Below are 14,653 nucleotides of genomic sequence, written 5' to 3' on the forward strand. Positions count from 1 at the left end.
CCCGGTTCGGGCTGGCTCACACGCCGACGGCTCCGGGCCCCAACGTCACGAGCGCAGCGCCGATCACTACCAGCACGGCCCCCAGCACGACGCCGCGAGTCACGCGTTCCAGATCTCTGAGGAGGAAGTACGCGAAGACGGTCGTAAAGAGCGGTGCCGTCGACGCCAGCGACTCGACGATGGCGACGCGGCCGGCCGGCAGCGCGAGCGCGCCGAACAGCGAGAGAAGCGCAATAGCGGTCAAACACCCACTCACAGCGAAGTAGCCGTAGGAGCTGCGGTCGGCCGAGCGGAAGCCCTCGGTTCCCCTGACCGACGCGTAGGCGAGGAAGACGAGGAGTGCGCCGGCCTCGTTGAGTGCGACGGCCTGGAGCACGGTCGCGCCGCCGTCCTCCAGCCCGAACCGTCGGAGGACGTTCCCGAAGGCGAACAGCGCGCCCGAGCCGAGGGGGAACACGAGGTCGCGGGGCTCCCAGCCGGCGAGGTCGCCGCCCTTCGCGAGGCTGAGGACGACGAGGCCGACGACGAGCACGACGATGCCGACCGCGGTGGTGGCCGTGACCGGCTCGCCGAGGAGGCCGAGGGCGAACGCGGCCCCGAACAGGGGGCGGGCGCTCACGACCGCGCTGTTGATGCTCGCGCCGACGCGGTCGACGCCGACGAAGATGGCGAGCCGGCCGAGTGCGGTGCCGGTCGCGCCGGCGAAGAGGAACAGTCCGGCGATGGCGGGGTCCAATCCCGCGAGGAGGTCGGGGCCGCGGAGTGCGAGCAGCGCGAGGAGGAACAGCGAGAGGTCGACGACGACCACGGTGAGCGCCGCCTGCAGCGCGGTGCCGTCGGCGGACATCCCGCGCTTGTCGAGGACGGGGGTGAACCCCCAGATGACGGCCGGGAGGAGCGCCAGGAGGTACACCGTGACGTCGGCGTCGACGACCATACTCGGCGTGCGGCCGGGGGCGGGAAGAAGGTACGTCTTGCGGCGATGACGGCGAGGTGGTGTCGTGTGGGACGGCCCGCCGTCGAAAGGCTGAACAGCCCGCTGGTCGTCCCTTCGACATGGAGACCGGCCCCGCCGCAGTCACCCTCGACCTGGACGACACGCTCTGTCGGTACGACCGCTCGACCGCGGACCTGCTCGCACTCGCCTTCGACCGGGCCGACGTCGAGCCCTTCTTCACCGCCGCCGAGTTCGCGGCGACGATTCCGACCGTCACCGGCGAGAGTCCGCTCGACCTGCGTCGGAAGTGCTTTCGAGCCATCGCCGCGGAGCAGGGGCAGCCGGAGCGCGTCGCCGACCGGGTCGCCGAGGCGTACCCGGAGCGTGACCCGACCGCGGTCTCGTTCCTGCCCGGCGCTCGCGAGGCGCTCGACTCGCTCGCCGACCACCATCGGCTCGCGCTCGTCTCCAACGGCGAGCCGTCCCACCAGCGAGCCAAGCTCGAGACGCTCGCTATCAGCGGTGCGTTCGAGACGACGGTGTTCGGGACGCCCGAGACCGGCGTCAAACCCGACCCGGAACCGTTCTACCGTGTGTTGGACGCGCTGGGCGTGCAGTCGGAGCGAGCAGTTCACGTCGGGAACTCGCTCGCCTCCGACGTCGTGGGCGCCCAGGCCGCGGGGATAGCCGCGGTGTGGCTCCGTGAGGACGGTTCGGCTGACGACGAGACGGTACCGGAGTACGTCGTCGACGACCTCGCCGAACTGCACGGGCGGCCGTTCCCGTGGGAGCAGGGGTGACGCCAGGACATCCCGTCGAGCCGACGCCGTCAGTGGTGGTCGTGCCCGTGGTCGTGGCCCGCCTGCGAGAACTGCCCGGAGAAGGCCCGCTGGACGACCTCCGGCAGCGCCGGGTGGATGTGGACGGCGTTCCGGATGTCGGCCACCGTACCGCTCCCGGCCGTCATCGCGACGACGACCTCCTGGACGAGCGTGGCGGCCTCGGGGCCGATGACGTGACAGCCCAGTATCTCGCCGTCGAGGTCGACGATGACCTTCACGAACCCCTCGGCGTGCATCGCGTCGCCGCGGGCGGTGTTCTCGTATCGATACGTGTTCGTCGCGTACTCCTGGCCCTCGGCCCGCAGGTCCTGCTCCAGTGCGCCGACGCCGGCCACCTCGGGCGAGGCGAAGACGGCGAACGGTATCGCGGTGTAGTCGACCGGTTCGAGCTCGCCGCCGAAGACGTTCCGTGCGACGGTGCGGGCCTCGTGGTTCGCGCTGTGTTTCAGGAGGTACTCGCCGACGATGTCGCCGAGCGCCCAGACGCCCTCGGCGGTCGTCCGCAGGTACTCGTCGGTCTCGACGAAGCCGGCGTCGTCGACCGCGACGCCCGTCGCGTCGACGTGCAGGATGTCGGTGTTCGGGACGCGCCCCGCCGCGACCAGCAGCTCGTCGCCGGTGACCCGGACCGGCTCCGCCTCTTCGTCGACGCCGCCGTCCGGGCCGTACTCGTACGGGCGTGCCTCGAGGGTCAGCTGGCCGTCGTCGTCCTCGGACACCGCCGTCGCCGCGTGCCCGGTGTGGACGGTGAAGCGGTCCGCGTACCGCTCGGTGAACGCTTCTGCGACTGCCTCGTCGGCCTCGGGCAGGAGGTTCGGTCGCCTCCCGACGATGGTAACCTCGCTCCCGAACGTCCCGAAGAAGTGCCCGAGCTCCGCGGCGATGTAGCCGCCGCCGACGATGACCAGGTGGTCGGGCGGCGTCTCCAGCTGCAGCGCCTCGGTGCTCGTCAGGTAGTCGACGGCGTCGATACCGTCGACGTCGGGGATTCCAGGGCGCGTCCCCGCCGCGACCAGGACGGTGTCGGCACGGAGTGTCGTGCCCTCGTCGTCCCCGTCGACGATCTCGACCGTGCGGTCGTCGACGAACCGTCCGGTTCCCCGGACGAGCTCGTGCTGTGGCGAGGACTCCAGCCCGCGTCGGATGGAGTCGGCGTCCTCGGCGACGTCCGCGTTCACCTCGCGGACGATCTTCGCGAAGTCCACGCCGTCGACGGAGGCATCGATGTCGAACTCGCCGGCCCGCTCGACGGTCTCCATCACGTCGGCGTGGTACAGCAGTTGCTTCGAGGGGATGCAGCCGCGGTTCAGACAGGTGCCACCGAGCGGCCCCTTCTCGACGACCGCGACCGACTGCCCCTGGTTCGCTGCCACGTTCGCCACGTCGAGCCCGGAGCCGGACCCGACGACGAGAAAGTCGAACTCCTCCATGTGTCGTCCTTCGGTGCGCCGCTCCTTGAATGGCCAAGCTACCTGCAGGTGACCGGGGAGTCGGGTTCGTCGACGCGGCGGTCTGTGCCGTCAGGCCACCTACAGATCTGGTCGTAGGACGCGTGTCATCTCTGCTCGAACACGTGGTCGTCGCTCGCCCGCAGAAACTCGTTTCACGCTGCTCGAAGAACGAGACAGTATGCAGGTCGTCTTCCCTGCGACCGGCGGCCGGGTCGAACCGCACGCGGAACCGGCGGCGTGTCCCCTCGCACACGACGAGACCGACGTGGGGGCCGGACGATGAAGGCCTCGGACCTGCTCGTCGAGTGCCTCGAAGCCGAGGGTGTCGAGTACGTCTTCGGGCTCCCCGGCGAGGAGCTGGAGGACCTGCTGTTCTCGCTCCGGGAGTCGGACGTGGCGTTCATCCCGGTGCGCCACGAGCAGGGCGCGGCGTTCATGGCCGACGTCCACGGCCGGCTGACTGGCGAGGCCGGGGTCTGTCTCTCGACGCTTGGGCCGGGCGCGACGAACCTCATCACGGGCGTCGCCGACGCCCACCTGGACAAGTCGCCGCTGGTCGCCATCACGGGCCAGGGCGGGCTCGAGCGCCTCCACCAGGAGAGCCACCAGGCACTCGACATCGTCCACATGTTCGAGCCCGTCGTGAAGTGGAACACGCAGATCCCCGACGCGGAGATCGTCCCGGAGTCGGTCCGCAAGGCGTTCAAGCTCGCGGAGTACGAGAAGCCCGGTGCGACCCACATCGAGTTCCCGGAGGACGTCGCGGGCGAGTCCATCGACGCCGAGCCGCTCCCCGCCCGCCCTCGCGTCCGCAGGGCCGACCCCGACGAGGCGTCGCTCGAACGGGCCGTCGGGCTCCTCGACGAGGCCGCCGACCCACTCGTACTGGCCGGGAACGGCACCGTCCGGACCGCGACGGCCACCCGCCTGCACGAGCTGGTCGACCACGCCGGGTTCCCCGTCGTCGCGACGTACATGGGGAAGGGCGCGGTCTCGGACCGACTCGACGCCTCGCTGATGACGCTCGACTCGGGGCCGGAGGGGGAGGCCTCGATGGCCATCGAGCGGGCCGACTGCGTGCTCGCGGTCGGCTACGACATCGCCGAACACGACCCGCAGTCGTGGAACCCCGACCTCGACAAGCGGATCGTCCACGTCGACCACGAACCCGCCGAGGTGTACCAGCACTACAACCCGGACGTCGAGATCGTCGCCGACATCTCGACCGTGCTCCGCGAACTGCGCCGACGGCTCGAGCCGTCGACCGTCCCCTCGTGGTGTCGTGACCTCCGCGAGCGCATCGTCGCGGACGTGCAACGGGAACCCGCGGCCGACGAACCGTTCTCCGTCGAGCGGACACTCCCCCTGCTCCGTGCGGCGATGGCCGACGAGGACGTGCTCATCTCGGACGTCGGGAGCCACAAGATGGCCATCGCGCAGTCGTTCCCGACGTACGAGCCGAACACCTGCATCATCTCGAACGGGCTGGCGAGCATGGGCATCGCCGTCCCGGGCGGGGTCGCAGCCGACCTCGCGGTCGACTCGAACGTCGTCGTCGCCACGGGCGACGGCGGGTTCCTGATGAACGCCGCCGAGATCGAGACGGCGACCCGGCTCGACCTCGGGTTCACCATCGTCGTGTTCACCGACGACGACTACGGCCTCATCTCCGAGAAGCAGGTCGCCCACACCGGCGAGCACTTCGGCACCGAGCTGACGAACCCCGACTTCGTCGAGTTCGCCGAGAGCTTCGGTATCGCGGGCTACCGGCCCGAGACGTGGGCCGAGGTCGAGGAGGTGCTCAGGGAGGCCGTCCCCGCGGACGAGCTGTCGCTGGTCGAGATTCCGCTCCCGTAGCTGGCCGACGGGTAGGAAACCCACCTGTCTCCGGAACCACCGAAGCCCGGACTGCCAGTGGAAACGAGCAGAGCCTGAGTAGGCCAAGAACGAGGGTGGCCAGGCGGTTTATTACCGAACTCGGGAAGATGCAGACGAACGCCGAGTTGGACGACACCTCGCCCACGGACGTGTGGCCGCTTCTCTCGTGACCGGCTGCGAAGGCTGACGACGAACGAAGGGTCTCAGCCGACCAGCAAGATTTTCTCACATATCTGCACGGTCAGAAGATATATTGATACACACCACGTACAGTCGTGCATGACCGAGTTCGATCCAGCCCCGGAAGCTGACACCACCGAGCGACGGTGGCAGGAGGGGACGGACACGTTCGGACGCGTCTACGAGGTCGCTCTCGGCGTCACAGACCCGACGCCGTACACCGAGATAGCCGAGATAGCTGACTGCTCACCGAACGCCGCGAAGAAACACCTCGAACGCCTCACCGAGATGGGTATCGTCCGCGCGGACAGGGAAAGTCGGCCCGCACGGTACGAACGGAACGAAGGGTACCTCGAGTGGCAGGACGCTAGTCGAATCGCGGATGAGCTCGCCGTCGAGGAGATCATCGACCGCGTCGAGCGACTGGAAGAACGGCGCGAGGAATACGAGGAGCAGTTCGGCACGACTGATCCAACAGCTGTGTCCGTGTTCGACCAGGAGGAGCATGACACGGTTCACGAACGGATGGCCGCGGTCAGCGACTGGCAAGGCGTACTTCGCGACATTCGGCTGTACGAACTCGCTCGCCAGCTCGCACAGAACGACGGCCACCTGATTCCCGCGTAGATGAGCCCCCCAGTGGACGACCACGAGACGACCGGGCCACCGGACAGGGAGACGCTTCGACTGCTCGAACGACACCTCGCGTCGGATTCGCTCGTCGTCAAGACCGCGTTCGACCCGGACAGGTTCGAGCCGCGGCTCCTCCGAGTAGCGCTCGACGCCGATCAGTATCCGGCCGCAGTCGAGACGGCACGACTCGACGTTCGGTGGTTCACGACGGGTGATTTCTCGATACACTACGTCGAGGACCAAGGCCGGTGGGAGTGTCGATGGGACCGCCACCCGAACGGTCACAACACACGATTGTACTTTCATCTGCCACCGAACGGAGCGGAAATAACCGATCTCTCACTGTCATCGCTCCATCCGCTCGATCTGTACTCGACAGTGCTGACTGCGATCGAAGCGCGAATCGAAACCCTGTGGGACGGAACTGGCCAGTAGGCTGACGTTCTACCGGTACGTCGCCGGCTTCCACTGGGCGTACCGCGAGTTGGACGCCTGCGCGTCGGGCAGGCGTCACTCGGGAACGAAGTACGGCTCGTGCTGGAGCGCGCCCGTGAGCTCCTCGAACCGGCCGGCATCGCACTTGCTGCACGCCGTCGGCTCGGCGGCCCCGGCGAATACGGTCTCGCACGCCGTACAGACGAAGAATCGAAGTCCGAGCACGAACGTCTCTCGGGGCGGCGCGCACATATCGTGATCGCCCGAACTGGCTGCTGATTCCCGTGGCCGCCGGAGCTACCGACTTCGACCCGGGAGTCCTGGGCCGTGCACCGCGGGGCTGCCGGGGCGTGGTCGACAGCCGCTCACCGAGCGGCCCGAGTGCTTAACGTTCGCGACGTGGTTCCAGTCGCATGGCTTCGATCACCACGGGGCTGGTCTTCCTCGTCGTCGCACTGATCCCGACCTACCTGTTCGTCCAGGCGAGAGGGGCCACACAGGCAGTCGGGTCGACCGAGCGGGTCTCGACGGCGACAGTGACCGACGGCACTGTCGCGGTGTCCGGAACGGTCGAGGCAGGGCCCGCCGGTGTGCTCACCCACCCGGTTACCGGTGCAGACGCGCTCGCGGTCCGGTGGGACGTCGACGAACGCGACGTCGACGAGGACGCGGTCGCCGAGGTGGACGACAGCGGCCGCCAGACCGTCCCCTTCCGACTCGTCGACGACGACGGCGCGGTCGACGTCGACCCCACGGGAGCCGACCTCCACCTCTCGACGACCCACGGCGAGACGTTCGTCGACCAGATGCGAACCCCCGGCGAACAGGCCACGACGTTCATCGACTGCGTGCAGGAGAACGAACGCCGGAGCCACGACGCCGGCACCACACAGGTCCACAACACCCCCATCAACGAGGCCCGAGTCCACGGCGTCGACGACCTCCACTACCAGAGCCGAGCACTCCAGCCCGGCGACACCGGCTACGTCCTCGGGTACGCCCAACAGAACGACGACGGCACCGACACCATCGGCGACGGCGGCGGGGAGTTCATCGTCTCCGACATGACCCGGGACGAACTCACCGCGGACCTCGGAACCAACCAGTGGCTCCTCGTCGGCGTCGCCCTGCTGTTCTACGCGATCGCGGTGTACGTGGGCTTCCTCGCCTGAGGTCCCGTTCTTCCTCGGTGGCGACTCTGTCGAGACGTGTTCCCCGACAGGGAGCGGTGCCGACGGGGGCTGGAGCGCCCGGACACCGACTTGCCGCCCCGACGAGTTCCCGCCACACCAATCCTTAGAATTTAAATACAGACATGATGCAATTTAATCTATGACCGACGACCCGACGCTCGAACACCCCGGCCACGAGGGTCGAGCGTCGACCGACGACGACGGGCGCGTCCCGCCGCCAATCCCGCCGGGCGACCCCGACGCCTGGTACGCACCCGACGTGCGGGACCACTACACCGTCCGCGGGGACGTGGTTGCGACCGTCGCCGAGACCGAGGCGGGCTTCACGTACGAGGTGCGGGAGCCCTCGCTCACCGCCGACGAAGAGGCGACGCTGGCGGAGATCCGCGAGCACTTCGCGGGTGCGAACCTGCGCCGGCCACGCACCCGCGAGGGGACGGTCTCGCGGATGGAGACCGGGCTACGGCCGAAGTACCGCGCCGCGCTGGAACAGCTCCTCGCGGGAAGTCCCGAGTCGCGCCGGCGACTCCGGTACTACGCGCTCCGTGACGTGGGCTGTCTCGGCGCGGTGACGCCGCTCGCACTCGACGAGCATGTCGAGGTGGCCGACCCCGGCGAGGACCGGCTGTCGGTCCACACGACGAACTTCGCACCGGCCGAGACCGAGTTCCCGGCCGACGTGCGCTTCCTCGACCGCGTCGCGAGCGAGCGGCTGACGACGTACCGGGTGCCGTTCCGGGGCTTCTCGATCCCGGTCGTGCTCTACAGGGAGCGGCTGCTCGGCCACGACGCCTTCGCGACGAAGTACGCCGTCCGCGAGCCGGGGCTCCTGCCGGGCGACGAGGCGCTGCTGGCCGAGGCGAAGAAGCGAATCTGGGAGACGAACGTCGAGCACGTCGTCGAGGACAGCACCGAGTTCGTCCGCGAGCGGGCCGAACAGCTGCTCGCCCGGCGGCTGACTGCCCGGAACGCGAGCGCCTGGTTCGACGCGACCCGCCACCGGGTTCGGAGCGTGCTCGCCGACACTGGGCTCGGGGTGCCGCCGGTCGACGGCCGCTACGAGGACGGCCGACTGGCGGACCTCGTCTACTACGTCCTCCGGGACTACGTCGGCGAGGGCCAGCTCACCGTCCCCATCCGCGACCCGAATCTGGAGGACATCGAGGCGAACCGGGTCGGCGAGCGCGTGAAGGTCGTGCCGCGAACGGACGTTGGCCACGACGGTCGCATCCCGACGAACCTCACGTTCGAACAGGAGTCGGCGTTCGTCAACGTCGTCACACAGCTCGCGGCGGCCGACGGCGCGGAGCTCAACGCCTCGAACCCCTCCGCGAAGGTGAACCTCAGTCCGGGCGAGGTCGACGACGGCGTGACCATCCGCTGTGCGGTCGCGCTGCCGGTCATCTCCGAGGACGGCCCACACATCTCCATCCGGAAGCAGGCACCCGACGCGCTGACGCCGGTCGACCTCGTGGAGGGCGGGAGCCTCACCGCCGACCTCGTCACCAGCCTCTGGCTGTTGTACGAGCACCACGGCGTCGTCCTCTTCTCGGGGCCGACTGGTGTCGGGAAGACGACGCTGATGAACGCCCACATGCCTTTCGTCCCCTTCGACGACCGTCCCATCTCCATCGACGAGGGAAGTCGGGAGGTCAGACTCCCCCACGAGACGGGTATCTCGCTGACGACCCGGGACCACGAGGACGAGTTCAAGGCGGTGACGATGGCCGACCTGATGACCGAGGCGAACTACCTCAACCCGGACGTGGAGGTCATCGCGGAGATCAACACGCCCGCGTCGTTCTCTACGTTTGCCGAAAGTCTCAACACTGGCCATGGGTTGCTGGGTACAACCCACGCCGAGAACGTCGAGAAGCTCGTCAACCGGGTCGTCGAGCAGGGACTCCCGCCGTACCTGCTCCGCGAAATCGACCTCGTCGTCTTCCCGAAGCGGGTCGACGGAGAGCGCTACGTCGGGAGCGCCGTCGAGTTCGTCGACGAGGAGCGCTACCGGAGCTGTAGCGGGCGATGTGGCGTCGTCGAGAAGCACGGCACCACCGTCTACTGGAACGCCATCTTCGAGCGGACCGTCGAGGGCGAGTTCAAATTCGACTACGCGCATCCGGCGGTCCACGACGTGGAGAACCGCCGCTGTGGTGTCGACCTGTTCGAGCGACTCGCCGACCGCACGGACCGCCCCACCGAGGACGTCGAGCGGGAGTTCCACCGCAAGCATCGCTACGTGGAGTACCTGGTCCGTGAGGGCGTCGACGACTTCGACGAACTGTTCTCGTTCCTCTCGGACCTCCGCACTGACGAGGCCGCGACCGTCGAGCGCATCGGCGCGGGGAGGGGAGCGTGAGCCTCTCCGACGACGACCGCCCCACGCTCGGCGCGAACAGGGATGCCCTGCTCGACCGGGTCTGCTACGCGCTGTTCTCGCGCCACGCCGACCGCACGCGCCACGACGGCGACCGGGACCGCTACCGGGGGACGGACCTGCACGTCCCGTTCGATTTGTACCTCTCGCGGCTCTACGCGCTGTCGTGGCTCGGGGCGGCGCTCGGCTTCCTCGTCGGGACTGCCCTCACCCTCGCGCTGACGGCGGCGACGCTCCGGGGGGTCGCCGACTTCGTCCAGACCGGGCTGCCCTTGCTCTCGCCAGGGACCGTTCCGATGGTTCCGCGAACGGCAGTCGCGGTCGGTGTCGGCCTGCTCGTCGCGACCGCGACGAAACTCGGCACCCGACTGCTCGGCGGGCGGTACCTCCGGTGGCTCGCGTCGGCCCGCAGCTCCGCCATCGAGGCGACGCTTCCCGGCGCAGTCCGGTACCTGCGGGCGCTCTCGACGGGCAGCGACGACCAGCGCGAGATGCTCCGGAAGGTCGCGGCCAACCGGGAGGCCTACGGCGAGACGGCCGTCGCCTGCCGGACGGTGCTGAACAAGGCCGAACTGACGGGCAGTCTCGACGACGGCCTGCGCATCGTCGCCCGTGATACGCCGTCTCGTAACGCCCTCGCGCCGTTTTTGTTGAAGTTCCGCGAGCACGCCGACCAGGGCTCGGCCGAACTGACGAGCTACCTCCGCATGGAGGCGCGGATGCTCGGCCACCGGCAGTCCCGCGACCGGAACCGCGCCGAGGGTTTCCTCGAACTGCTCGCCGAACTGTTCATCGTCCTGCTGGTGCTCCCGGCGCTGCTGGTCATCGTCCTCACGGTGATGAGCGTCCTGACGCCGGGGCTGAACCAGCCGGTCGGCACGCCGGTCGGAGCCGTCACGCCGCGTGCCCTGCTCGTCTACGGCTCGGGGTTCTTCGTGCTGGCCGTCGGGGCCTGTGCGGCCGCGCTCGTCGCGAGCCTGCGCCCGCCGACGGGTCGCCCGACGTACCGGCGGCCCGAGGGCGTCCTCGACCTGTTCGCCACCGCCACGACGAACCCGTCGAGCGCGGCGGTGGTCTGGGTGCTGCCGGGGGTGCTGTTCGCCATCGTCGTCTTCACCGCGGGCGAGCGCGTCGTCGCCGCGCTCCTGCTCGGCTACGTCGCCTACGCCGTCCCGGTCGGGCTGGTCGCCACCCGCCGCGCCCGCATCGACGACGCGAAGGACCGCGAGATCAAGGACTTCGTCCACGCCGTCTCGGGCCACGTTGCGCTCGGCCGGCCGTTCGCGGAGGCCGTCCATCTGGTCGCCCGCGACGTGGACCTCGGCCCGCTCGACGAGGACGTCGCCGACCTCGCGTTCAACGCGACGCTGACGACCCGGGAGGGCGACCTCCGGGCGGCCGCGCTGGAGCGGTTCGTCGACCGCGTGGGCACACCGCTGGCCGAGCAGACGATGGGGCTCGTCACCGGCGCGCTCGACGCCGGCAGCGACGTGGAGACGGTGTTCGACACGCTCCAGACCGAGGTCGGCCGACTCTACCACGAGAAGAAGTCGCTCCGGAACGCGATGCTGGTCTACGTCGCGGTCGGCTGGACCGTCGCGCTGCTCGTCGTCGGTATCATGGTCGCGGTCAACGGTTACGTGCTCGACAGCTTCGCACAGCTCTCGGCCGTCTCGACGCCCGGCACGGGCTTCGTCCTCGACTCGGACGCGGTCGACGTGAGCCGCGAGCACTACCGCTTCTACGTGGTCTCGCAGTGTACGATGCTGGCAAGCGGCTGGTTCGCGGGCGTCGCCAACCGCGACCGGTACGATGCGCTGCTCCAGTCCGGCCTGCTGGTGCTCGTGGCACACGTCGTGTTCAGGGGGGCGGGGATGATATGACGGGCCTGCTGCCACCGCCCGATGGTTCCGACCGGGGGCAGTCGAACGTCGTCGGCGTCGCGCTCCTCCTGGGCATCACGGTCGTCGCACTCGGCGTCCTCACGGCGAGCATCGGCCTCGCGGTCGACGCCGGCACGGGTGCCGCCGACGCCGCCCGTGTCGGCGACGACGTCGACGACGCGCTCCGACCGGTCGAGGTGACCGGCGAGCACGTCGGGAGCGTCCGGGCGACGGACGGCCAGCTCCGGACCGTCGGCCGCGACGTGCGCGTGCTCAACGACTCCGGCACCGTCGCCCTGTTCGAGGCGGACGCCCTCGTCTACGAGACCGACGGCCAGCGCGTGACGTTCCTCGCGGGTGCCGTCGTGCGTGGCGAGGGGCGCGGTGCCAGACTCGTCTCGGACCCACCGGTCGTCGCCAGCCCGGACGGTGACGTGCTCGTCGTCGGCGTCGCGACGCTCGGTGCGGACCGGCGGACCGTCAGCTTCGCCGGCGAACCCGTCCGGCTCCGCACGAACGTCACGCACGACCGTCGGTCGCTCGGGCGGGGAGAGTATCGGCTCGCTATCGAGACGACGACGCCGGCCCCGTGGCGCTCGTACTTCCGCGAGCTCGGCGCGACCGTCACCGACCGCGACCTCGACGGTGATGGCGTCGACAGCGTCGTCGCGACGTTCCCCGACGAGCGCACGGCGTATCTGGTGGTCCACGCGCTCCACCTGGAGGTGGGCGATGCGTAACGTGCGCTCGGACCGGTCGGACGGACTGCGCGGCGTCTCGCCGGTCGTCGGGAAGACGCTCGAAATCGGCGTCGTCGTCCTCTACATCGGACTCCTGTCGACGACGCTGTACGGCGGCGTCGTCCCCGACTTCAGGTCGGCAGCGGGCGACGAGGTGGCGGACCGCACCCTCGCCGGGGCGACACAGGAGGTCGAGGACGCGGTGCCGCCCGGAACGGCGACGGCGGTCGACGTGCACCGGCGGGTCGAACTCCCCCGGACCATCCGCGGCGAGCCGTACCACGTTCGGGTCGTGGGCCGGACGCTCGTGCTCGACCATCCGGACCCGAACATCGGGGTCGAGACGACGCTCGCGTTCCCCACTACAGTCGTCCGTGTTGAGGGGTCGTGGTCGAGCACCGCCGAGGCGTTCGTCGTCGTCGAACGGACGGACGCGGGGCTGGTGGTTCGGCTGGCGCGAGGTGAGGCGTCGTGACCCGTGATGACCGAACGGCCGCGCGGGACGCCACGAACCGCGGGCAGGCCAATCTCGTCGCGCTCGGTGTGGCACTGCTCGCGCTGACAGCGGTCCTCGGCGTGGCGCTCGTCGTCGCCGACGGCGCGTTCGCCGGTGCCGACCGCGACCCCGGCGAGCACCGGCTGGCGAGCTCGCTGTCGGACCGGCTGGTCGCCGGCGACGGTCCGCTGACGACCCGCGCGAACGTGCTGAACGCGACCGCGGTCGCCGGTCTCGACCGCGCCGGCCTCGCCGACTCGTTCCCGGTGGTGGGAGAGCGGGACGTCCGCGTCCGGCTCGACGGCGAGACGGTCGCCCGGACTGGCGACGTGACCGGCGGGACGACCGTCCGCCGAATCGTCCTGGTGGAACGCGAGGAGACGGTTACGACCACGCCGAACCTCGACCGCGATGCGGTGACGCTCCCCCGCCGGACCGACCGCGTCACGCTGAACATCGAGCCACCGACCGGTACGCGACTCAGGACGGTCCGTGCGAACGGTCGCGTCGTCGCCCACGACCCTGCCGGCCTCTCGGGTAACGTTACCGTCGCAGTTTCGCGCTTCGAGACGACGACGCTGGCGTTCGACGCGAACGGGACGCTCCCGACCGGCAGCGTGGATCTGACCTACTACCCGACGCGGACGACGAAGGCCCTGCTCGTGGTGACCGTCGATGACTGAGCGTGCACAGCTGTCGCTGCCAGCCGTCGAGGCAGCCATCGGCGTGCTGCTGGTGCTCGCCGTCGTGGCGACGTTCGCCCTGCCGGTCGCCGACGGTGACACGACGGAGGCGCAGCTCGATACCTACGCCAGCGACGCGGCGACGGTGCTCTCGGGGGAGCCCCCGCGCCACGGTGGGGCGACGCGGCTCTCCGAGGTCGCCCGGTCCGAGGCCTCGTTCGAGCGCGAGCAGCAGGCGCTGGAGCGGCGCGTCGAGCGCATCCTCCCGCACAACCTGCTGTACCGCGTCGAGACCCCGCACGGGTCGGTCGGCTACCGCGTCCCAGCCGGCGTCTCGGTCGGCGTCGCCACGGTGCCGACGGGCCATGGAGAGGTGACGATACGGGTGTGGTACGTATGATTCGGCTGTCACGGCGCGCCCAGCTCGTCCTCGCTGCCGCCGGCGTCCTCGCCGTCGCGCTGCTCCCGCTGACGTTCGCGTACCTCCAGCTGGGCTCCCACCCCGACATCGACGCCAGCGAGGACCCCGCGAGTCCGGTCCGTGACGGTGTCCGCGTGCTCGAACGGGGCGTCCACGAGGCCGGGAGCGACGCGACTGGGCAGTCGTGGAGTCGGCGTGAGGCGGTCGCGGACGACGTTCGGGCGCACCTCGACCCGCGATTCCGGTCGCTCGAATCCTCGCGCGTCGCCGAGGGCGTCGCCTACGAGGTTCGGGTGAACGACTCGGCGGCGAGCGCGTGGGCGGCCGAGCAGTGCCCGTCGGGGCCGGACCGGCAGTTCGGCGAGTGCGAGGCCATCGATGGGGTCGTCGTGCAGGAACGGGCCGGCGAGACGACCGTCCTCGCGGTGGCGGTGGACCTCACCGTGACGACGCAGGATGGCGTGTCGGTGGTGACGGTGGTGGTGCCGGTCGTGGGGTGAC

Annotated in this window: 15 protein-coding genes; 12 read left to right on the plus strand and 3 right to left on the minus strand. The window is 69.8% G+C overall.

Features of this window, described 5'->3' with window-relative positions:
* Nucleotides 1-16: 16 nt before the first annotated feature.
* Complete coding sequence (locus NOW55_RS08450) at nt 17-937, minus strand: EamA family transporter (protein WP_256399659.1); 921 nt, start codon at nt 935-937, stop codon at nt 17-19.
* Between the two features lie 119 nt (nt 938-1,056).
* On the opposite strand from NOW55_RS08450, the gene NOW55_RS08455 reads away from it, so the two are divergent.
* Nucleotides 1,057-1,737, plus strand: coding sequence for an HAD family hydrolase (locus NOW55_RS08455; RefSeq protein WP_256399660.1), 681 nt, complete (start codon nt 1,057-1,059; stop codon nt 1,735-1,737).
* A 29-nt stretch (nt 1,738-1,766) separates the two neighbouring features.
* On the opposite strand, the gene NOW55_RS08460 is transcribed toward NOW55_RS08455, so the two are convergent.
* The gene (locus NOW55_RS08460; RefSeq protein ID WP_256399661.1) at nt 1,767-3,209 is read right to left on the minus strand and encodes a dihydrolipoyl dehydrogenase; all 1,443 of its coding nucleotides are present in this window, start codon (nt 3,207-3,209) and stop codon (nt 1,767-1,769) included.
* Between the two features lie 300 nt (nt 3,210-3,509).
* Here NOW55_RS08460 and NOW55_RS08465 point away from each other — a divergent pair, with 300 nt between their 5' ends.
* The 3 genes from NOW55_RS08465 to NOW55_RS08475 all read left to right on the plus strand — a co-directional run bounded on the left by NOW55_RS08465 (nt 3,510) and on the right by NOW55_RS08475 (nt 6,356).
* On the plus strand, nt 3,510-5,087 hold the full coding sequence (locus NOW55_RS08465) for an acetolactate synthase large subunit (protein WP_256399662.1): 1,578 nt from the start codon (nt 3,510-3,512) through the stop codon (nt 5,085-5,087).
* A 300-nt stretch (nt 5,088-5,387) separates the two neighbouring features.
* Complete coding sequence (locus tag NOW55_RS08470) at nt 5,388-5,915, plus strand: winged helix-turn-helix domain-containing protein (RefSeq protein WP_256399663.1); 528 nt, start codon at nt 5,388-5,390, stop codon at nt 5,913-5,915.
* Nucleotides 5,916-6,356 (plus strand): toxin-antitoxin system TumE family protein, encoded by a 441-nt coding sequence (locus tag NOW55_RS08475; protein WP_303648696.1) that lies wholly within the window; start codon nt 5,916-5,918, stop codon nt 6,354-6,356.
* A 75-nt stretch (nt 6,357-6,431) separates the two neighbouring features.
* Here the strand turns inward: NOW55_RS08475 and NOW55_RS08480 are convergent, their stop codons facing one another.
* A complete protein-coding gene (locus tag NOW55_RS08480; protein WP_256399665.1) occupies nt 6,432-6,581 on the minus strand; it encodes a hypothetical protein in 150 nt (49 codons plus the stop codon).
* Nucleotides 6,582-6,769: 188 nt separating this feature from the next.
* On the opposite strand from NOW55_RS08480, the gene NOW55_RS08485 reads away from it, so the two are divergent.
* The 8 genes from NOW55_RS08485 (at nt 6,770) to NOW55_RS08520 (ending at nt 14,652) form a co-directional block, all read left to right on the plus strand.
* Nucleotides 6,770-7,528, plus strand: coding sequence for a GIDE domain-containing protein (locus NOW55_RS08485; protein ID WP_256399666.1), 759 nt, complete (start codon nt 6,770-6,772; stop codon nt 7,526-7,528).
* 160 nt (nt 7,529-7,688) lie between these two features.
* On the plus strand, nt 7,689-9,911 hold the full coding sequence (locus NOW55_RS08490; protein WP_256399667.1) for a type II/IV secretion system ATPase subunit: 2,223 nt from the start codon (nt 7,689-7,691) through the stop codon (nt 9,909-9,911).
* Nucleotides 9,908-11,812 carry a type II secretion system F family protein gene (locus tag NOW55_RS08495; protein WP_256399668.1) on the plus strand — a complete coding sequence of 635 codons (1,905 nt, stop codon included), beginning with the start codon at nt 9,908-9,910 and terminating at the stop codon, nt 11,810-11,812. Before NOW55_RS08490 ends, NOW55_RS08495 begins: the two co-directional genes overlap by 4 nt.
* Nucleotides 11,809-12,552 carry a DUF7289 family protein gene (locus tag NOW55_RS08500; protein ID WP_256399669.1) on the plus strand — a complete coding sequence of 248 codons (744 nt, stop codon included), beginning with the start codon at nt 11,809-11,811 and terminating at the stop codon, nt 12,550-12,552. The genes NOW55_RS08495 and NOW55_RS08500 overlap by 4 nt, the downstream gene beginning before the upstream one ends.
* The gene (locus NOW55_RS08505) at nt 12,545-13,027 is read left to right on the plus strand and encodes a DUF7266 family protein (RefSeq protein ID WP_256399670.1); all 483 of its coding nucleotides are present in this window, start codon (nt 12,545-12,547) and stop codon (nt 13,025-13,027) included. Before NOW55_RS08500 ends, NOW55_RS08505 begins: the two co-directional genes overlap by 8 nt.
* Complete coding sequence (locus tag NOW55_RS08510; protein ID WP_256399671.1) at nt 13,024-13,731, plus strand: DUF7263 family protein; 708 nt, start codon at nt 13,024-13,026, stop codon at nt 13,729-13,731. Before NOW55_RS08505 ends, NOW55_RS08510 begins: the two co-directional genes overlap by 4 nt.
* The gene (locus tag NOW55_RS08515; protein WP_256399672.1) at nt 13,724-14,131 is read left to right on the plus strand and encodes a DUF7262 family protein; all 408 of its coding nucleotides are present in this window, start codon (nt 13,724-13,726) and stop codon (nt 14,129-14,131) included. Before NOW55_RS08510 ends, NOW55_RS08515 begins: the two co-directional genes overlap by 8 nt.
* Nucleotides 14,128-14,652, plus strand: a complete 525-nt coding sequence (locus tag NOW55_RS08520; RefSeq protein ID WP_256399673.1) for a DUF7261 family protein — start codon at nt 14,128-14,130, stop codon at nt 14,650-14,652. Before NOW55_RS08515 ends, NOW55_RS08520 begins: the two co-directional genes overlap by 4 nt.
* The last annotated feature ends 1 nt before the right edge of the window (nt 14,653 follow it).

Origin of the sequence: Haloarchaeobius litoreus (genome assembly GCF_024495425.1) — an archaeon.
GTDB classification, from domain to species: Archaea; Halobacteriota; Halobacteria; order Halobacteriales; family Natrialbaceae; genus Haloarchaeobius; species Haloarchaeobius litoreus.

Excerpts from the sequence above, each read along its gene's own strand:
- NOW55_RS08450 (WP_256399659.1), bottom strand. The coding sequence starts at position 937 with ATGGTCGTCGACGCCGACGTCACGGTGTACCTCCTGGCGCTCCTCCCG.
- NOW55_RS08455 (WP_256399660.1), top strand. The coding sequence starts at position 1,057 with ATGGAGACCGGCCCCGCCGCAGTCACCCTCGACCTGGACGACACGCTC.
- NOW55_RS08460 (WP_256399661.1), bottom strand. The coding sequence starts at position 3,209 with ATGGAGGAGTTCGACTTTCTCGTCGTCGGGTCCGGCTCCGGGCTCGAC.
- NOW55_RS08465 (WP_256399662.1), top strand. The coding sequence starts at position 3,510 with ATGAAGGCCTCGGACCTGCTCGTCGAGTGCCTCGAAGCCGAGGGTGTC.
- NOW55_RS08470 (WP_256399663.1), top strand. The coding sequence starts at position 5,388 with ATGACCGAGTTCGATCCAGCCCCGGAAGCTGACACCACCGAGCGACGG.
- NOW55_RS08475 (WP_303648696.1), top strand. The coding sequence starts at position 5,916 with ATGAGCCCCCCAGTGGACGACCACGAGACGACCGGGCCACCGGACAGG.
- NOW55_RS08485 (WP_256399666.1), top strand. The coding sequence starts at position 6,770 with ATGGCTTCGATCACCACGGGGCTGGTCTTCCTCGTCGTCGCACTGATC.
- NOW55_RS08490 (WP_256399667.1), top strand. The coding sequence starts at position 7,689 with ATGACCGACGACCCGACGCTCGAACACCCCGGCCACGAGGGTCGAGCG.
- NOW55_RS08500 (WP_256399669.1), top strand. The coding sequence starts at position 11,809 with ATGACGGGCCTGCTGCCACCGCCCGATGGTTCCGACCGGGGGCAGTCG.
- NOW55_RS08505 (WP_256399670.1), top strand. The coding sequence starts at position 12,545 with ATGCGTAACGTGCGCTCGGACCGGTCGGACGGACTGCGCGGCGTCTCG.
- NOW55_RS08515 (WP_256399672.1), top strand. The coding sequence starts at position 13,724 with ATGACTGAGCGTGCACAGCTGTCGCTGCCAGCCGTCGAGGCAGCCATC.
- NOW55_RS08520 (WP_256399673.1), top strand. The coding sequence starts at position 14,128 with ATGATTCGGCTGTCACGGCGCGCCCAGCTCGTCCTCGCTGCCGCCGGC.